Annotated in this window: 14 protein-coding genes; 8 read left to right on the top strand and 6 right to left on the bottom strand. The window is 69.0% G+C overall.

The window, feature by feature from the left end; genetic code table 11:
- Window positions 1-35 precede the first annotated feature (35 nt).
- Window positions 36-2,813 (top strand): leucine--tRNA ligase, encoded by a 2,778-nt coding sequence (leuS, locus tag ACSHWB_RS13710; protein WP_439662416.1) that lies wholly within the window; start codon window positions 36-38, stop codon window positions 2,811-2,813.
- A gap of 21 nt (window positions 2,814-2,834) precedes the next feature.
- Here leuS and ACSHWB_RS13705 read toward each other — a convergent pair whose 3' ends face one another.
- The gene (locus tag ACSHWB_RS13705) at window positions 2,835-3,551 is read right to left on the bottom strand and encodes a hypothetical protein (RefSeq protein ID WP_439662415.1); all 717 of its coding nucleotides are present in this window, start codon (window positions 3,549-3,551) and stop codon (window positions 2,835-2,837) included.
- 36 nt (window positions 3,552-3,587) lie between these two features.
- Window positions 3,588-4,310 carry a TetR/AcrR family transcriptional regulator gene (locus ACSHWB_RS13700; protein ID WP_439662414.1) on the bottom strand — a complete coding sequence of 241 codons (723 nt, stop codon included), beginning with the start codon at window positions 4,308-4,310 and terminating at the stop codon, window positions 3,588-3,590.
- Window positions 4,311-4,422: 112 nt separating this feature from the next.
- Between ACSHWB_RS13700 and ACSHWB_RS13695 the strand changes: the two genes are divergently transcribed.
- Entirely contained in the window at window positions 4,423-6,546 is a 2,124-nt protein-coding gene (locus tag ACSHWB_RS13695) for an MMPL family transporter (protein ID WP_439662413.1), read from the top strand.
- On the opposite strand, the gene ACSHWB_RS13690 is transcribed toward ACSHWB_RS13695, so the two are convergent.
- Window positions 6,477-7,559 carry a hypothetical protein gene (locus ACSHWB_RS13690; RefSeq protein ID WP_439662412.1) on the bottom strand — a complete coding sequence of 361 codons (1,083 nt, stop codon included), beginning with the start codon at window positions 7,557-7,559 and terminating at the stop codon, window positions 6,477-6,479. The two genes, ACSHWB_RS13695 and ACSHWB_RS13690, sit on opposite strands and share 70 nt — an antisense overlap.
- A 122-nt stretch (window positions 7,560-7,681) precedes the next feature.
- On the bottom strand, window positions 7,682-9,682 hold the full coding sequence (locus tag ACSHWB_RS13685) for a DUF2339 domain-containing protein (RefSeq protein WP_439662411.1): 2,001 nt from the start codon (window positions 9,680-9,682) through the stop codon (window positions 7,682-7,684).
- Between the two features lie 102 nt (window positions 9,683-9,784).
- On the opposite strand from ACSHWB_RS13685, the gene ACSHWB_RS13680 reads away from it, so the two are divergent.
- From ACSHWB_RS13680 to ACSHWB_RS13660, 5 genes are read left to right on the top strand one after another with little or no spacing between them, the layout of a single operon-like run.
- A complete protein-coding gene (locus tag ACSHWB_RS13680; RefSeq protein WP_439662410.1) occupies window positions 9,785-10,750 on the top strand; it encodes a LacI family DNA-binding transcriptional regulator in 966 nt (321 codons plus the stop codon).
- A complete protein-coding gene (locus ACSHWB_RS13675) occupies window positions 10,747-12,156 on the top strand; it encodes a sugar ABC transporter ATP-binding protein (RefSeq protein WP_439662409.1) in 1,410 nt (469 codons plus the stop codon). The genes ACSHWB_RS13680 and ACSHWB_RS13675 overlap by 4 nt, the downstream gene beginning before the upstream one ends.
- A complete protein-coding gene (locus ACSHWB_RS13670; protein WP_439662408.1) occupies window positions 12,153-13,058 on the top strand; it encodes an ABC transporter permease in 906 nt (301 codons plus the stop codon). The genes ACSHWB_RS13675 and ACSHWB_RS13670 overlap by 4 nt, the downstream gene beginning before the upstream one ends.
- Before the next feature lie 30 nt (window positions 13,059-13,088).
- Window positions 13,089-14,003 carry a substrate-binding domain-containing protein gene (locus ACSHWB_RS13665; RefSeq protein WP_439662407.1) on the top strand — a complete coding sequence of 305 codons (915 nt, stop codon included), beginning with the start codon at window positions 13,089-13,091 and terminating at the stop codon, window positions 14,001-14,003.
- On the top strand, window positions 14,000-14,863 hold the full coding sequence (locus ACSHWB_RS13660) for a ribokinase (RefSeq protein WP_439662406.1): 864 nt from the start codon (window positions 14,000-14,002) through the stop codon (window positions 14,861-14,863). The genes ACSHWB_RS13665 and ACSHWB_RS13660 overlap by 4 nt, the downstream gene beginning before the upstream one ends.
- Window position 14,864: 1 nt before the next feature.
- Here the strand turns inward: ACSHWB_RS13660 and ACSHWB_RS13655 are convergent, their stop codons facing one another.
- Window positions 14,865-15,920, bottom strand: a complete 1,056-nt coding sequence (locus ACSHWB_RS13655) for a right-handed parallel beta-helix repeat-containing protein (protein ID WP_439662405.1) — start codon at window positions 15,918-15,920, stop codon at window positions 14,865-14,867.
- A 157-nt stretch (window positions 15,921-16,077) separates the two neighbouring features.
- On the opposite strand from ACSHWB_RS13655, the gene ptsP reads away from it, so the two are divergent.
- The gene (ptsP, locus tag ACSHWB_RS13650) at window positions 16,078-17,709 is read left to right on the top strand and encodes a phosphoenolpyruvate--protein phosphotransferase (protein ID WP_439662404.1); all 1,632 of its coding nucleotides are present in this window, start codon (window positions 16,078-16,080) and stop codon (window positions 17,707-17,709) included.
- Here the strand turns inward: ptsP and ACSHWB_RS13645 are convergent.
- Entirely contained in the window at window positions 17,706-18,110 is a 405-nt protein-coding gene (locus ACSHWB_RS13645; RefSeq protein ID WP_439662403.1) for a Rid family hydrolase, read from the bottom strand. The genes ptsP and ACSHWB_RS13645 overlap by 4 nt on opposite strands.
- Window positions 18,111-18,140: the final 30 nt, after the last annotated feature.

The raw sequence follows: 18,140 nt of genomic DNA, 5'->3' as shown, positions 1-18,140 counted from the left end.
GTCAGGGGCAGGAACGACGTGAGAGGGACCTTGAAATGAGCACGGACGCGGCGGAGATTCCCGCCTTCCGCTACACCGCCGAGCTGGCGAACCAGATCGAGGAGCGGTGGCAGCGGTACTGGGAGAACAACGGCACCTACCACGCGCCCAACCCCGTTGGCGCGCTCAAGGGTGACGTGCCCGCCGACAAGCTGTTCGTGCAGGACATGTTCCCGTACCCGAGCGGTGCAGGCCTGCACGTCGGCCACCCGCTGGGCTTCATCGGCACGGACGTGTTCGCGCGGTACCACCGCATGAACGGCCGCAACGTGCTGCACACCATGGGTTTCGACGCGTTCGGCCTGCCCGCGGAGCAGTACGCGGTGCAGACCGGCCAGCACCCGCGCAAGACCACCGAAGACAACATCAACACTTACCTGCGCCAGATCCGCAGGCTGGGGCTGGGCCACGACGAGCGTCGCCGCATCTCGACGATCGACCCCGAGTACTACAAGTGGACTCAGTGGATCTTCCTGCAGATCTTCAACTCCTGGTACGACGTCGACGCGCGCAAGGCTCGTCCGATCGCCGAGTTGATCTCGCAGTTCGAGTCTGGCGAGCGGGACGTCGAGGGCGGCCGCACCTGGTCTGAGCTGTCTTTTGCCGACCAGCAAAGGATCTTGGGCGAATTCCGCCTGGCCTACATGTCGGAGGCGCCCGTCAACTGGTGTCCCGGACTGGGTACTGTGCTGGCGAACGAAGAGGTCACCGCGGACGGTCGCAGTGAGCGTGGCAACTTCCCGGTGTTCAGGAAAAGCCTGCGCCAGTGGATGATGCGCATCACCGCGTACTCGGACCGGCTGATCGACGACTTGGACCGGCTGGACTGGCCGGACAAGGTCAAGGCCATGCAGCGCAACTGGATCGGGCGCTCGCATGGCGCCCGAGTCCGATTCGCGGTGGGAGACGAGAGCATTGAGGTCTTCACGACCCGTCCGGACACGTTGTTCGGCGCGACCTACATGGTCCTGGCACCGGAACACCAGCTGGTGGACCAGATTGCGACGCCCGATCGCGTGGCAGACATCGCCGCGTACCGGCGCGCCGCGTCCCTGAAGTCCGAACTGGACCGTCAGGAGAACAAGGAGAAGACCGGCGTCTTCATCGGGGCGTATGCGACGAACCCGGTGAACGGCAAGGAGATCCCGGTCTACATCGCCGACTACGTGCTGATGGGCTACGGCACGGGCGCGATCATGGCCGTGCCCGGCCAGGACCAGCGCGACTGGGACTTCGCGAAGAAGTTCGAGCTGCCGATCATCCGCACGGTCCAGCCGTCGGAAGGCTTCGAGGGCGAGGCCTACACCGGCGACGGGCCGGCGGTGAACTCCGGGTTCCTGGACGGCATGGCGATCGACGACGCCAAGAAGACGATGATCGGCTGGCTGGAGGAGAACGGCCACGGTCACGGCACCGTCCAGTTCAAGCTGCGCGACTGGCTGTTCAGCCGCCAGCGCTACTGGGGCGAGCCGTTCCCGGTCGTCTACGACGAGGCCGGCACCGCCATCGCGCTGCCGGAGTCGATGCTGCCGATCGAGCTGCCCGAGGTCGACGACTACTCGCCGCGCACCTTCGACCCGGAGGACGCGAACACCGAGCCGTCGCCGCCGCTGTCGCGTGCCACCGAGTGGACGACGATCGAGCTGGACCTGGGCGACGGCCTGAAGACGTACCGCCGCGACACGAACACCATGCCGAACTGGGCGGGTTCGTGCTGGTACCAGCTGCGCTACGTCGACCCGGTCGAGACCGAGCGGTTCGTCAACCCGGAGAACGAGAAGTACTGGCTGGGCCCGCGCACGGCCGAGCACGGCCCGACCGACCCCGGCGGCGTCGACCTGTACATCGGCGGCGTCGAGCACGCGGTGCTGCACCTGCTGTACTCGCGCTTCTGGCAGAAGGTCCTGTTCGACCTGGGCCACCTGTCCGGCGACGAGCCGTACCGCCGCCTGTTCAACCAGGGCTACATCCAGGCGTACGCGTACGTCGACCCGCGCGGCGTCTACGTGCCGGCCGACGAGGTCGTCGAGGCCGACGGCAAGTACACGTACAACGGCGAGGAAGTCCGCCGTGAGTACGGAAAGATGGGCAAGAGCCTGAAGAACGTCGTCACGCCGGACCAGATGTGCGAGACGTACGGCGCCGACACCTTCCGGTTCTACGAGATGTCCATGGGTCCGATGGACGTGTCACGCCCGTGGGCGACCAAGGACGTCGTTGGCGCGCAACGGTTCATGCAGCGTCTGTGGCGCAACCTGGTCGACGAGACCGACGGCTCGCTGCGCGTCACGGACGAAGAAGCGTCCGTCGAGGCGCTGCGCCTGCTGCACAAGACCATCGCCGGCGTGCACGACGACTACGCGAACCTGCGCTACAACACGGCCGGCGCGAAGCTGATCGAGCTGAACAACTACGTCACCAAGCACTACTCGGCCGGCACGCCCCGCGCGCTGGCAGAGGCCCTGGTGCTGATGCTGGCGCCGCAGGCCCCGCACGTGGCCGAGGAACTGTGGTCGAAGCTGGGCCACGAGGGCTCGCTGGCACACGGGCCGTTCCCGAAGGCCGACGAGCAGTACCTGGTCGAGGACACGGTCGAGTACCCGATCCAGGTCAACGGCAAGGTCCGCTCGCGGGTCGTCGTGTCGGCGTCCGCGGCGCCGGACGAGATCAAGGCCGCGGCACTGGCCGAGGAGAAGATCGCCGAGCTGGTCGCGGGTGGCGAACCGCGCAAGGTGATCGTCGTTCCCGGCCGCCTGGTGAACATCGTTCTGTAGCAACGGGAGGAGCTGGCGCGGTTACGACTGCGCCAGCTCCTGCCATGCCTCCGGCGCCGGGCCGAACGCGCGCCGGGCAGCCTTGACCGCCAGAACGGCCATGGTGGCGTTCGCGCCGCCGCCGATCAGCGCACCGATGCCGAACGGGACCGCCCTGCCGAGCACGACGATCCCCTGCTTGGTGCCGTACTTGGTGATGAAGTTCCTGCCCAGGACCTTGTTGATCTGCTTCAACGTCGTCGTGGGCACCGCGCTGACGAGCTGACGGGCCCAGTGCCGGCCAGTGCGCTCGGCGATCTTGCCGATCGTCTTGGTGCTGGACTCGCCGAGCAGGATCCCCAGCACGAGGGTCCGGCGGCGTTCGATCTCGTCGAGCGGGACGCCGTGGACCTCGGCGACCGAGAGCACGTACAGGGCGCTCAGTTCGAGCGAGGACAGTGCCTCGCCCGCCGACAGCGCCAGCGCGACCCCGGTACCGACACCGGGTGCGGCCGCGACGCCTCCGACCGCGGCCCCCGTGCTCGCCAGAGCGCTGACGTACATCTTCTCCAGGGTTCCGATGACCTCTGCAGGTGTCGACTCCGGGTTGCGCTGACGCGCGCGGGCGATGTTCTTGCGCACCAGCGGTGTCTGCAGGCCGATGGCCTTGTCCAGCAGGTCGAGGATGGCTTGGCCTGGTGCGCCCGACGGCTCGACAGGCGGATCAACAGGGGTTGGCGAGTTCTCGGCGGCGACCACGGGTCGTATGTCGCCGAACGTCCGCCCGGCGCTACATCACTGAACGGGCGCGTCCTCCTCGAACCCGATGTCCGACAGCATCTGGTCCAGCATGTTGTCGAACATCGGCTCCGGGTTGCTCACCGCGAACGGGAACCGCCCGAACACCTCCAAAGCCACGTGTCCGTACAGCCGCACCCACGACTGCACGACGTGGTAGATCTTCCCGAGGTTCAGGACCGAGTCCGCCAGCGTCACCCCGTGCTCGGCCACCGCGTCCCGCAGCACCTGTTGGAAACGGACCAGGTCCTCGTGCAGCACCGCCGGCACCGGCGAGTCGGCGTGGTTCGCCGCCTGATTGGACGCAATCAGCGGTCCGGCCAGTTGCAGGAACACCGACCCGAACTGGTCCGCGCCGATCGGGTCCCGCGGCGACGCGAACACCAGGGCGAACTCCTGCGGGTGGGCCAGGGCCCAGCGGCGGAACGCGTGGCACACCGCCCTCACCTTGCATCCGACCTGGCCTGATGTCTCCGCGGCCAGCTTCGTGTGGAGGGCTTCGGCCATGTCCGCGCAGATGTCGTCGCAGAGCTGTCGCAGCAGCGCGTCGTGCGAGTCGTAGTAGCGGTACAGCGCCGGCGCGGTGATTCCGAGTTTACGTGCAATCGCACGCAGGGTAACCGCGTCGCGGCCGCTCTCCACCAAAAGGGCGCGGGCCGCTTGCCGAATCTCACGCTCGGTCTCGGCGCGGAGTCGTTCTCGGCGAGTGGCCTCGGTCATATGTCACTCCATCGGGTTGTAGACCCCGCCCACGGCCCCGTACGGTTTCAGTGAACGGTGTTTACAAGAGTTCACGGGATTTACAGAACGGTAACCCAGGAGGCCGTCGCCGATGTTCGCGAAGTGGGGCTCGATCGCATATCGCCGCCGTTGGGTGGTCCTGGTCGCGACAGTGCTGCTCGCGGTCCTGGGCGGGGTGTGGGGCATCGGCGTGTTCGACAAGCTCAGCCAGGGTGGCTACGAGGCTCCCTCCAGTGAGGCGGCGCGGGCCGACAAAGTAGCCGAGGAGGCGTTCGGGCGGCAGAACGGTGACGTGATCGTCATTTATCGCGGCGATTTCGCGAACCCGCTCGAGCTCAAGAAGATCGCCGATCACATCAGCGGCTTCCCGAAGGACGACGTGCTCAAGGCCGTCGGGCCGGTGCCGTCGGACGACAAGCAGCAGGCGCTTGTCGCCATCACGCTGAGCAGCGGTGACTCGAACGAGCAGATCAAGCAGTTCCAGGACATCCAAAAGCAGCTCAAGGTCGACGGCTTCACCGAGCAGGTCGGTGGGCTCGTGCCCACCCAGAAGGCCATCAACGACATGTCCCAGGAGGACCTGACGCGCGCCGAGATGTTCTCGCTGCCGCTGGTCCTGCTGCTGCTCGTGGTCATCTTCGGCGGCCTGGTCGCGGCCAGCCTGCCTGTCGTCGTCGGCGGTCTCGCGATCATGGGCGCGCTCGGTGTGCTGCATGCCGTCGCGCTGTTCGCCGAGGTCAACTCGTTCGCGGTCAACGTCGCCTCGCTGCTCGGCCTGGGCATGGCGATCGACTACGGCCTGTTCATGGTCGGCCGGTTCCGCGAGGAACTCGCTCAGGGCCGTACTACCGAACAAGCTGTCGGACGCACGGTCGCGTCCGCGGGCCGCACCGTCGTCTTCAGCGCGACGCTGCTGGTCATCGCGCTGGCCGGGCTGATGCTCTTCCCGCACGGCTTCCTGAAGTCCCTCGCGTACGGCGGTGTGTCGTCGGTCGCGATCGCGGCGCTGGTGTCGGTCACGCTGCTGCCCGCGTTGCTCGGCGTGCTCGGCCACCGGGTCGACAAGCTCGCGATGCCGTGGCGCAAGAAGGAGCCGAGCGAACGCGGCTGGCGCAAGCTCAGCACCAAGGTCATGAAGCGGCCCGTGCTGATCGCCGTGCCGATCGTCGGTGTGCTGCTCGCGCTCGGCTCGCCGTTCCTCGGCGTGCAGTTCGGCCAGGTCACCGAGAAGGTCCTGCCGGAGGGCAACGCCGTGCGCGTGGCCACCGAGAACATCAACCAGAACTTCTCCGCGCTCTCCAACACCGGCTTCAAGATCGTCGTCCAGGGCGGTGACCAGGCCGCGGTCCAGGCGTACCTCGACAAGGTCAAGGACGTGCCCGGCATCGGCGAGGTCCAGCCGACTGGTGCGGACAAGGGCGTCACGGCCGCCATGGCCGGTCTGGAGCACGACGCGCTCAGCGACGAGTCGAAGCAGGCGCTCAAGGACGTTCGCGCCATCACCCCGCCCAACGGTGCCGAGGTGCTCGTCGGCGGCAACACCGCCACGGTCAGCGACTCGCTCGACGCCATCGCCGACGGACTGCCGTTGATGGTCACGCTGCTCTTCGGCGCGACGCTGATCCTGATGTTCCTGGCGTTCGGCTCGGTGCTGCTGCCGATCAAGGCCGTGCTGATGAGCGCGCTGTCGCTCTCGGCGACGTTCGGCGTGCTGGTGTGGATCTTCCAGGAGGGTCACGGCGCCGACCTCCTCGGCGTGACGCCAGGACCGCTGGAGTCCGGCATCGTCGTGCTGATGGCGGCCATCGTGTTCGGTCTGTCCACGGACTACGAGGTCTTCCTGCTGAGCAGGATGGTCGAGGCCCGCGGTCAGGGCGCGACGACGGAAGAGGCGGTGACGACCGGCCTGGCCAAGACCGGCCGCGTGATCACCTCGGCCGCGCTGCTGCTCATCGTGGTGACCGGTGCGTTCGCGTTCTCGCAGGTCGCGATGATGCGGTTCGTCGGTGTGGGCATGATCCTGGCGCTGGCGCTCGACGCCACCGTCGTCCGGATGCTGCTCGTGCCCGCCGTCATGAAGCTGCTCGGCAACGCCGCGTGGTGGTCACCCGGTCCGCTCAAGCGGATCCAGGAACGCCTCGCGCTTCACGACGAGCCGACCGACCTCGACGACCCGTTCGACGACGAGGTCCGCAAGCCGGTCGCCGTCGGCTGACCGGGCGGGAAGGCGATCATGGCCGCGTCGAACTGGCGCGGCCTCGCCTCCTGCAACGCGCCCGTCTTCATCAGGTACGTCGTGAGCACCACGTTCGTGCTGTCCAGGACCGTCGTCGTCGGGCCGGTGGCGAGGAAGACCCTCGTGTCACCCGGCGCGATGGCGACGCTCGGCGAGTCGATGTGCAAACGCTCGCGCACCGTCATGGTCGCCGTGTCGATGACCGCGACCGTGTGTTCCTTCGGCAGCGTCAGGTAGGCCGTCGCGCCGTCCGGGGTGATGGCGATGCTGCCCGCTCCCCTGCCCGCCTCCAGCGTGCCGACCACCTGGTTCGTGGTCGTGTCGATCACCGACAGCGTGCCGGGCGTCTTGCTGCCCAGGCGCATGCTGCTCACGTAGAGGCGCTTGCCGTCCGGTGAGATCGCCAGGTGCTGCGGCAGCCCGCCGACCTGCACCGCCGAGGTCTGAAACGCCGTCGCCGTGTCGACCAGGCCAACGGTGCCGTCCTGGGAGTTGGCGACGTAGAGGATCTTGTTGTCCGGGTGGACGGCGAGACCCTGCGGCTGCCCGCCCGACTTGATCACCGCGACCATCCGGAAGTCCTGCGGGTCCACCACCGCGACACCGCCGCTGGCCGAGACGTAGAGCCGCTGACCGTCCGGGCGCATCGCCGCGTGCGAGAGCTGGACCTGGGTGAATAGCCGGTCGACGATCTGGCCGTTGCTCGGGTCGACCACGGTGATCGCGCCGGTCCACCCGTTGATCACGTAGAGCCGGCGCCCGTCGGGCGACACCGCGACACCCGTCGCGCGGCCTCCCGTGTCGGCCTGCACGAGAACGTTGCCGTTGCGGGTGTCCACGACCTGGACGAGACCGGTCTTCCCCACCACGTACGCGAGCGGCGCGACCGATGTGGAAGAAGTGGTTGTGTACTCGTGCCCTTGGTGAACACCCGTCGCCGCGAAGGCCGCTGAGAGCGCTAGAACCGCGGCCACGAGGCGTGGCTTTGCCATACGCCCGATGGGAACACTTCCGGGTGCTTTCGATCCACTTCAGTCACTCGACCGAGGGAAATCTTTGCCTGGATGTAGTACGACCGTCGCCCGCGACGGCGGTGCGGGCGACGGTCGTCCCGTCAGTAAGAGGGCGGAGCCACTGGTTTGGATTCATATGACTCGGAACTTTTCGCCGATGTCACCAGTTTGGCGTAACGGGTGCCCGCGGTGAGCAGGACCAGACCGGCACCGAGGAACGCCAGCACGCGGGCGATCCCGTCGAGCGCGGAGAGGTCGAACAGCACCAGCTTCACGACCGCGGCACCGACCAGGATCAGGCCGGAGATCCGCAACGCCTTGTTGTTGATCCCCTTGACCAGCAGGAACAACGCGGCGATCGTCCACGACACGGTCACCACTGAGTGCCCGAAGAGGAACCCGGTCTCGTCCGGCGACACGAGCAGCGCCGCGCACAGCACCGCACCCGCCGCGCCGTAGAGCAGCACGAGCCCGGAGACGATCCACGGGAACGGGTGCTTGGCCGGCTCGCGCAGCACCTGCATCTTCAACGCGGCCCACGGCAGGACGGCCGCGAAGATGCCGAGCACGACCGCGGTCACCAGACCCGCCGCGTAGTCGCCGGGCTCGACGTTGTTGAAGAAGCGCGGCTCCTCCACCAGCCAGGTGATCGGCACGGCCTGCCCGATCGCCATGAAGAACCCGAGCACGCCGAACGCCACGGCACCGATCAGCGCGCTCTTCCTGTTCAGGCGTGCCGCGAGCACCGCCAGCAGCACCGCCTCTGCCAGCACGATCGCCGTGCGGACGTTGCCGTCGAGCGCGATCACCGTGGTCTGGAACAACGCGAGCATGCCCGTCGCGCCGGCCGCCGTCGTGAACCCGCGCGGCAGGTCGGGGACCATCCAGATCGCCAGCAGCACGGCGGCGACCACACCGGCGAGGATCGAGTTGGCCGGGTCCTTCAGCAACGTCGTGGCGAACAGCGCGGGCAACGCCGACCCCGCGATCAACGCGACGGCGACGATGTCGTCGGGCCGCTTGCGGATCGTCAGGAACGCGACCGCGATGCCGACGACGGTCGTGGCCGCCGCGACGCCGACCACGGTCCACTCGTAGGAGCGCGGGATGGCGTTGGCGGTGGTGAGCAGCGAGGCGAGGATCGCGGGGAAGCCGCCGGCGATGGCGAGGCCCGGCCAGTTGCGGTTGATCTGGACCGGTGTGCTGGCCATCTTCAGCACCAGCAGGAAGCCGACGAGCAGGACCGTGAAGCCCTCGGTGATGATCGGCGAGCACAGGGCGCAGGCTGCGACGACGGTGACCGCGAGCGCTTGCGAGTCCCACTTCAGCGCGAGCACGACACCGGCCGCCGCGACGGCGAGCCCGACGACCAGCCCGACGCTTTCCGGCAGGTAGCCGTACAGGCTCGTGGCGGCGATGACGTCGAGGTAGAGCCCGGCGAACCCGGTGAAGGCCAGCGCCATCGCTCCGGTGCGTCCGGCGGGGTTGCGGTGCAGCCACATGCCGATGCCGACCATCACGCCGCTGAACACCGCACCGCCGATGACGCGTGGCAGCGGGCCGAGCCAGCCGCGCTGCACGGCCAGGACCAGCAGCAGGACGAAGCCGAGCACGGTGATCGCGCCACCGACCCAGGCCAGCAGCTTCGCACCGGCGCCGTCCTTGCCGAGCTTCTCGAACAGGGTCTCGCGCGGCGGCTGCGGCTGCGGAGGCCACGGCTGCTGCCACTGCGGCTGAGGCGGCGGAAAGCCGTGCCCCGGCGGCTGCTGCGCCCCAGGAGGCGCCGGCACGGCAGCGTGCTGCGACCACGGGTTCGCCTGCTGCTGCGGCGCCGCCGCCACCTCACGCGGGGCGCTTTCGTACTGCATGTCGGTACGAAAGGGCCCCGCGTGCGGTTGGGGAACGCTGGCGGGGTGCGGTGGGACGGGCGTGGCCGGTGGCTGCGGCACCTCGACCGGCCGTGCCACCTCGGGTGAGTCGAGCACTGCGGTTGCGGTGGTGCGCTCGCGCAGCTCCGAGCTGATCGTCGTCAGCCGCTGCCCGATGGCTGCGAGCTCCAGCGCGAGGCGCTGCTCGTCTCCGAGGCGATCCTGTCCGTCCATGTGATCAGGGTGAGGCAGAGCACGCCCAGTTACATCCGTACACCTACTCATCCGCTTGACTAGATACATGTGTAATCGATTAACTACTGCTCCGTGACGACCATGAAGGACGTTGCGCTGCACGCCGGCGTCTCCACGGCCACCGTGTCGCGCGTGCTCAACGGCCATGCCGCGCCGACGCCGGAGACCCGTGAGCGCGTGCTCGCCGCGATCGACGAGCTCGGCTACCGGCCCAACGCCCTGGCGCGATCCCTCAGGACCACCAGCACCCAGACCCTCGGTCTGGTCATCAGCGATCTGCTGAACCCGTTCTTCGCCGAGATCGCCCGAGCGGTCGAGGACGAAGCCCGGTCACACGGCTACTGCGTCGTGATCGGGAACGCCGACGAGAGCGCCGAGCAGGAAGCGACCTACGTGCGCACCCTGCTCGACCGCCGGGTGGACGGCCTCCTGCTGTGCCCCGCGACCGACGACCCGAGTCTGGTTCGCGAAGTGAGTGCAGGCGGCGTACCGCTGGTTCTGCTCGACCGGACGGTCAGGGGCGCCACATGCCCCGTCGTCCGCGCTGACGGCAGCGAGGCATTGACCGCGCTCGCCCGGCGGCTCGTCGGCGCCGGCCACACCCGCATCGGAGTGATCGCGGGTCCGCCGAACACCTCCACTGGAAGAGAACGAACCGACGTGCTGACGGGGGCGCTCGGCGGCCTCGCGCAGGTCGTGCACGGCGACTTCCGCCAGGAGAGCGGCAGTCAGGCCGCGGCCAGGCTGATCGACGACGGCGCCACGGCACTCGTCGCGATGGACAACCTGATGGGCCTCGGCGCGCTCGGCGAGGTCAGGGCCCGCGGCCTGCAGATCCCGCACGACATCGCGTTCGCCGTGTTCGACGACCAGCCGTGGTTCCCGCTGCTCGACCCGCCGATCACGGTCGTCGCGCAGCCGACCGTCGAGATGGGCCGCGCCGCCGCGCGCAGCCTGCTCGCGCTGATCAACGGCCAGCAGCCCGACGACGTCCGTCTCACCGCGAAGCTCGTGCTGCGCGGCTCGCTCGGGGAGGCCGAGCTGTGAACACCCTGATCACCGCCCGAGGCATCACGAAGCACTTCGGCGCAACCAAGGCGTTGGACGGCGTGGACCTCGACATCAACGCCGGTGAGGTCCACGTCCTGCTCGGCGAGAACGGCGCGGGCAAGTCCACGCTGGTCAAGGTCCTCGCGGGCATCCACGGCCAGGACGCCGGGACGATCGAGGGACACGCCAGCCTCGCGGTCATCCACCAGGAACTGGCGCTGGTCCCCGAGCTCAGCGTCGCCGAGAACCTGTTCCTGAACCGGCTGCCGAGGAAGTACGGCTTCGTCGACCGCGCCGAGATGCGCCGCAGGGCCCCGGAACTGCTCAATCGCGTCGGTCTGAACGTCGACCCGAGCGCCAAGGTCAAGGACCTCGGCATCGCCCAGCAGCAGATGATCGAGATCGCCCGCGCGCTCGACAAGAACGCCGGCGTGCTGATCCTGGACGAGCCGACCGCGGTCCTCACCGAGACCGAGACCGACCGGCTGCTGCAGATCATGGCCCAGCTGCGCGACAACGGCGTCGGCCTCGTCTTCATCACCCACCACCTCGACGAGATCCAGCGCGTCGCCGACCGCATCACGGTCCTGCGCGACGGGCGAAGCGTCGGCGTCCTCGGCCCACGTGCCACCACCCAGCACATGATCGAGCTGATGGTCGGCCGTCCGATCGACGAGCAGTACCCGCGCGCGCAACAACGACCTGGCCGGCCCCTGCTCAGCATCCAGAACCTGACCAGGCGCGGAGCCTTCGAGGACATCAGCATCGAGGTCCACGCGGGCGAGGTCGTCGGCATCGCGGGCCTGGTCGGCGCGGGACGGACGGAGGTCGCGCGGGCCGCGTTCGGCGTGGACGACTACGACCACGGCACGGTCGCGGTCGACGGGAAGCCGTTGCGCCGCCACGACGTGCAGGCCGCGATCAGGGCAGGCCTCGGCCTGGTGCCGGAGGACCGCAAGGGCCAGGGCCTGGTCCTCACCGCCACCGTCGGCCGCAACCTCGAACTCGTCACGCTCGGCAACCGCGACGAAGAACGACTGCACGACATCGCGGGCAAGCTCCGGATCAAGGGCCGCGTCGAGCAGCCGGTGAAGGAGCTCTCCGGCGGCAACCAGCAGAAGGTCGTCATCGGCAAGTGGCTGCTGGCCGACCCGAAGGTGCTGATCCTCGACGAACCGACCAGAGGCGTCGACGTCGGCGCCAAGGTCGAGATCTACGAGCTGATCAACCGCATGACCGCGCAGGGCCGGGCCGTGCTGCTCGTGTCCAGCGACCTGCCCGAGGTGATCGGGATGAGCGACCGCGTCGTCGTCATGGCACACGGCCGGGTGGCCGGTGAGCTGCCCAAGGGCGCGACCCAAGACCAGGTGATGGCACTCGCCGTGCAGGAGATTTCGGCATGACCACGATCAGCATCCGCAAGTACGCCAGCGAGAACGGCGCCCTCGCAGGCCTCGTCGTCCTCGCTCTCGTCATCGCGATCATGCAGCCCGCGTTCCTCAACGCGCAGAACCTGCTCAACGTCGGCGTGCAGGCCGCGGTCATCGCGATCATGGCGTTCGGCATGACGTTCGTGGTGGTGGCGGGCGGTATCGACCTGAGCGTCGGCAGCATCGCCGCACTGGCCGCGATGGTCGGCGCGCTCACCGCCGGCCCGATCGGCCTGGTCGTCGGCGCGCTCTGCGGTCTCGTCAACGGCGCGCTGGTCAGCTACGGCAAGCTGCCGCCGTTCATCGCGACGCTCGCCATGCTCAGCGTCGCCCGCGGGCTCACGCTGGTGTTCTCCGAAGGTCAGCCGCACGAGACCGACGCGCTGGTCACGTTCCTCGGCTCGAACCTCACGCCGATGCTCCCCCTGCCACTGCTGCTGATGCTCGCGTTCTTCGGCGTGACCGGCCTGATCCTCACGCGCACCAACCTCGGCCGCCGCATGTACGCGATCGGCGGCAACGAGGAAGCGGCCAAGCTCAGCGGCATCGACGTCCGGAGGAACAAGCTCTGGATCTACGCGCTGAGCGGCCTGTTCGCCGCCGCCGCGGGCCTCGTGCTCGCGGGGCGGCTCGGATCCGCCGGACCGCAGGCCGCGGTCGGTTACGAGCTCGACGCCATCGCCGCTGTCGTCATCGGTGGTGCGTCGTTGTCCGGTGGCGTTGGCCGCGCTACCGGGACGTTGGTCGGCGCACTTGTGCTCGCCGTCCTGCGCAACGGCCTCAACCTGCTGCAAGTGCCGCCGTTCTGGCAGCAGGTCGTCATCGGCGCGGTGATCGCTCTCGCCGCGCTGCTCGACTCACTTCGCCGTCGCTGAGAAAACCCGCAACAGGTAAGGAAGACACCAATGAAGGTGACCCGACGGATCGCGCTGACGCTCGGTGCCGCTGCTCTGCTGGCGACCGGGTGCAGCGGTACAGGGGCGTCCGACAACGGCATCACCATCGGGCTCGCAGTGTCCACTTTGAACAACCCGTTCTTCGTGGAGTTGCAGCAGGGCGCCCAGGAGATGGCGGACAAGCTCGGCGCCAAGCTCACCGTGGTGGACGCGCAGAACGACGCGACCAACCAGGTCAACCAGGTGCAGACGCTGGTGACGCAGGGCGTCAAGGCGATCCTGCTGAACCCGGTCGACTCCAAGCAGTCCGCGCCCGCCGCGAAGGCGGCGGAGATGGCCAACATCCCGCTGATCTCGGTCGACCGCGCGGTCGAGGGCAAGGTCGCCGCCGAGGTCGCCTCGAACAACGTCTCGGGCGGCAGCCTCGCGGCCATCGAACTCGGGCGCGCCACGTCCGGCGAGGTCGCGCACCTCAAGGGCATCCCGGGCGCGTCCGCGTCGCGTGACCGCGGCCAGGGCTTCGAGCAGGGCCTGAACAGCGGCAACATCAAGGTCGCGGCCTCCGCCGTCGCGGACTTCGACCGCGCCAAGGGCCTCAACGAGACCACGAACCTGCTGCAGGGTCACCCCGGCATCAAGGGCATCTTCGCCGAGAACGACGAGATGGCGCTCGGCGCGATCAAGGCCCTCGGCGCCCGCGCAGGCAAGGACATCCAGGTCGTCGGCTTCGACGGCACGCCGGACGGTCTGAAGGCGATCCAGGACGGCACGCTCGCCGCGACCGTGGCGCAGCAGCCGAAGCTCCTCGGTTCCAAGGCCGTCGAGCAGGCCGTGCACGCCGCCAAGGGCGAACCGGTTCAGCAGGTCGTGGACGTCGAGGTCAAGGTCGTCAACGCGAAGAACGTGGCAGAGTTCATCAAGTGACGAACGCTCTGCTTGTTCTCGGGTCCGCCAACGCCGACCTCGTGGTCGAGGTCGGCAGGCGGCCCGCCGGCGGTGAGACCGTGCTCGGCGGCGACACCGTCGTGCTGCCCGGCGGCAAGGGCGCGAACACCGCCGTCGCCGCCGCTCGGGTCGGCGCCTCCGTCGCGTTGATCGGTGCTGTCGGCGGTGACGGTTATGGCTCGCTGCTGCGCGAGTCGCTGGAGTCGTCCGGCGTCGACACGGCGTTGGTGAAGACCTCCGAACGCCCGACCGGCATCGCCTACATCACCGTGACGCCGGACGGCGAGAACTCCATCGTGGTCTCGCCCGGTGCCAACGCCGACGTGTCCGAGTCCGATGTGGACGCTCTGTCGTTCGACGGCGCCTCGGTGCTGACGTGCTCGCTGGAAGTGCCGCTGGAGACGGTGATCCACGCGATCGGCGCCGCGTCGAAGGCGGGCGTCCGGACGGTGCTCAACCTGTCCCCTGTGGCCGAGTTGCCCACGGAGACGTTGCAGCAGCTCACCGTGCTGATCGTGAACGAGCACGAGGCCGCGCAGCTGGCCGACGACTGGCGTGACCTGCTCGAGCTCGGCCCGACGTCGGCGATCGTCACACTCGGCTCGCGCGGCGCGGCCGTGGTGGCGCAGGCCGGGATCGTCGAGGTGCCGTCGATCGAGGTCGCCGAGGTGGTCGACACGACCGGCGCCGGTGACGCGTTCGCCGGAGCGCTGTCGGCGAGGCTGACCGAGGGCGACGACCTCGTCCAGGCCGCGAAGTACGCGGTGAAGGTCGCCGCGCTGTCCGTCACGAAGGCGGGCGCGCAGCCGTCCTACCCGACCGCGGCCGAGGTCGGCTGAACTAAGTTCGCACCGCCGCGCGGTCGTCGAACAGGTCCTCGTCCGGCAGCACGTACTTGTCGACCTCGGGTGCCTTGTCCGGCAACGGGTCCGAGGGCATCTCCGGCTGCAACGGCGGCGCGGCGACCTGGTTGAACGGGATCCCGCGCGGCGCCTTGGACTTCTTCTGGGTCACGTCGTACCGCACGTCCTGGCCGTTGCCGACGATCACGTTGCTCTCCAGCTGCTCGTCCATCGGCGCCGAGCCCTGACCGGAGCTCAGCGCCAGCCCGATGCCGGGGTTCCCGGTGATCAGGTTGCGGGACACCAGGTTCTTCTTGCTGGCCAGCACGCGCATGCCGATCCCGAACGCGCCGTCGGCCTGCGCCGGCGAGAGGGCCTCGTCGTTGTCGGAGACGAGGTTGCCGACGAGCACGACGTCCTCCTGGCGTTCGGCCGCCGACGTCATGCCGACGCGGTTGCCGCTGAACCTGTTGCCCAGCACGAACATCCGCCCGGACGCGTTCTTGCCCTGGTAGCCGACGGCGTTGCGCTCGGCGACGTTGCCGCGCACGACGACGTCGCACGGCAGGCACTGGCCGACGTGGAAGCCGGAGTCCGCGCTGCCGCTCGCGTAGCTCTGCTCGATCACGCCGTTCTGGGATTTGAACGCGCGGACGCCGTACAGCGCGTTGTTGCTCGCCGTCACGTACGAGACGCGAAAGCCGCGCTGGTCGGAGATCAGCACGCCGCTGGACGTGTGGTTCCTGACCGTCAGGTTCTGCACGGACACGTCGGGCGCGGCGACCTCGATCCCGTTCTCGCGCTCGGCCTCGCCGTCGATGATCACGCTGCCGCGCCGCGCTCCCCTGATCGTCAGGCCCTTGGTCCTGACCTGCACCGACTCCTCGTAGACGCCGGGCGACACGACGATGGTCGCGCCCTCCTGCGCCACGTCGACGGCGTCCTGGATGGTGCTCAGCTGTGCCGGGACGTTGATCTCGGGGCCGAGGCCCGGTTGCGCCTGCGAGCACCCGGCGACCAGGAGGACTGCGGCGAAGACGTACGGAAGGCGCACGGCAGGCACCGTACTGGTCCGAACGGCCTACGGTCACATCGCGGTCGGCTGTGCGTGTTAAGCCATGATGACGAACTGGACACCGCTGCGCGTTCCGGCGCTCAATTGGTCACACTGAGCTGTCCCGGGTTTCCCGTCGGAGGGTATGGTCTAGACCATGTCGAGCGCGCGGCTGAGCGGTGTCGGTGTGAGCAGTGGTCGGGCAACCGGCCCCGTGGTGAGGATCGCCGAGGCCCTGCCGGAACCTCCTGCGACACCGCGAACAGCGGACACGAAGATGGAAGCCTCCCTGATCCGTCCCGCGACGGAGGTCGTGGCGCAGCGCCTGATGGAGCGCGCGAAGACGGTCGAGGGCGACGCCCGCGCCGTGCTGGAGACGACGGCGGCGATGGCGGGTGACCCGTCGCTGATCAAGGCCGCGGAGAAGCTCGTCGTGGACGAGTCGCTGACCGCGGCCCGCGCGGTGCACCAGGCGGCCCAGAAGTTCATCTCCGCACTGCAGGCAGCCGGTGGCTACATGGCCGAACGCGCCCGCGACGTCCAGGACGTCCGCGACCGCGTGGTCGCCGAGCTCCTCGGCCTGCCCGCACCCGGCGTGCCGGACCTGGCCTCGCCGTCCGTGCTGGTGGCGCGCGACCTCGCGCCCGCCGACACCGCGGGCCTCGACCCGTCGAAGGTCCTCGCCCTGGTCACGGAGGAGGGCGGCCCCACCTCCCACACCGCGATCCTCGCCCGTTCGCTGGGCATCCCGGCCGTCGTCGCGTGCCGCGGCATCCTGGCGTTCGAGGGCACCTCTCTCGACGTCGACGGCGACACGGGCCAGGTCCGCGAGTCGGACGGCAAGGTCCGCACGGCCGGCACCGGCAAGAAGGCCGTGTGGAACGGCGTCGGCGTGCTCAAGGACGGCCACCGCGTGAAGGTCCTCGGCAACGTCGGCTCGCCCGCCGACGCCGCGGCCGCCGCAGCCGCGGGTGCGGAGGGCGTCGGCCTCTTCCGCACGGAGTTCTGCTTCCTGGACGCAGCTGAGGAACCGACCGTTGCTGAGCAGACTGCTGCTTACGAGGCCGTGCTGGCGCCGTTTGCGGGCAAACCCGTTGTGGTGCGCACCCTCGACGCGGGCGCGGACAAGCCGCTGGCGTTTCTGAACCCCGCCCCCGAGCCCAACCCGGCCCTGGGCGTCCGCGGCCTGCGCGTCGCGTTCGACCGCCCCGAGATCCTGGACCGCCAGCTCGAGGCCATCGCCGCCGCGGCCAAGTCCTCCGGCGCCGACGTCTCGGTCATGGCCCCGATGGTCGCGACCGCCGCCGAAGCGGCCTGGTTCGTGGAACGCGCCCGCAAGGCCGGCATCCAGCGCGCCGGCGTGATGGTCGAGGTCCCGTCCGCCGCCCTGTCGGCGAAGGAGATCCTGCAGGTCGTCGACTTCATCTCCATCGGCACCAACGACCTGGCCCAGTACGTCTTCGCGGCAGACCGCCAGCTCGGCGGCGTCGCGGCGCTGAACGACCCGTGGCAGCCCGCGTTGCTGCGCTTGATCGCCCAGGTAGGCGACGCGGCGACCGCCACCGGCAAGCCCGTCGGCGTCTGCGGCGAGGCGGCGGCCGACCCGTTGCTCGCGTGCGTGCTCATCGGCCTCGGCATCACGTCGTTGTCGATGAACCACACGGCACTCACGGGCGTCGGCGCGAAGCTCGCGACGACCAGCGTGGACATCTGCCAGCTCGCGGCCCGCGGCGCACTGGCGGCGGGCGACCCGGCCTCGGCGAAGCTCGCGGCCCGCGCCCCGCACTAGTCGATCGCGGTCACGCGGATCTCGATGCGCATCTTCGGGTGACCGAGGGCGGTGACCCCGCTCTCGGTCCAGATCGGTGCGCGCTCGCCCATCCGCGTGCGGAACTGTTCCACCATCACCCGGTTGTGGTCGTCGAACGAGTCGTCGCCGAGCACGTGGTACGAGTTCACGTGCACGACGTCGGCCCACGACGAGCCCGCCGTCGCGAGCGTGCGCTCGACGTTCTCGAACGCGCGCACGATCTCCTCCTCGAGCGACTCGGGGAACTCGAACTCGTCGCTCCAGCCGCCCTGACCTGAGATCTCGACGCGGTCGCCGATGCGCACGGCCTGGCTATAGCGCATGTTCGCGAGCTGCGTGTCGCCGTATCCGGGGGTGGCGAAGAACTCCGGCTTGCTCATGACTCTTCCCTTCGATGACTTCATGCTTGA

The sequence above is a fragment of the Lentzea sp. HUAS TT2 genome (assembly GCF_051853195.1).
Lineage (GTDB): Bacteria > Actinomycetota > Actinomycetes > Mycobacteriales > Pseudonocardiaceae > Lentzea.
The sequence above is the reverse complement of the archived record's forward strand: the minus strand, read 5'-3'. Positions and strand labels throughout refer to the sequence as shown.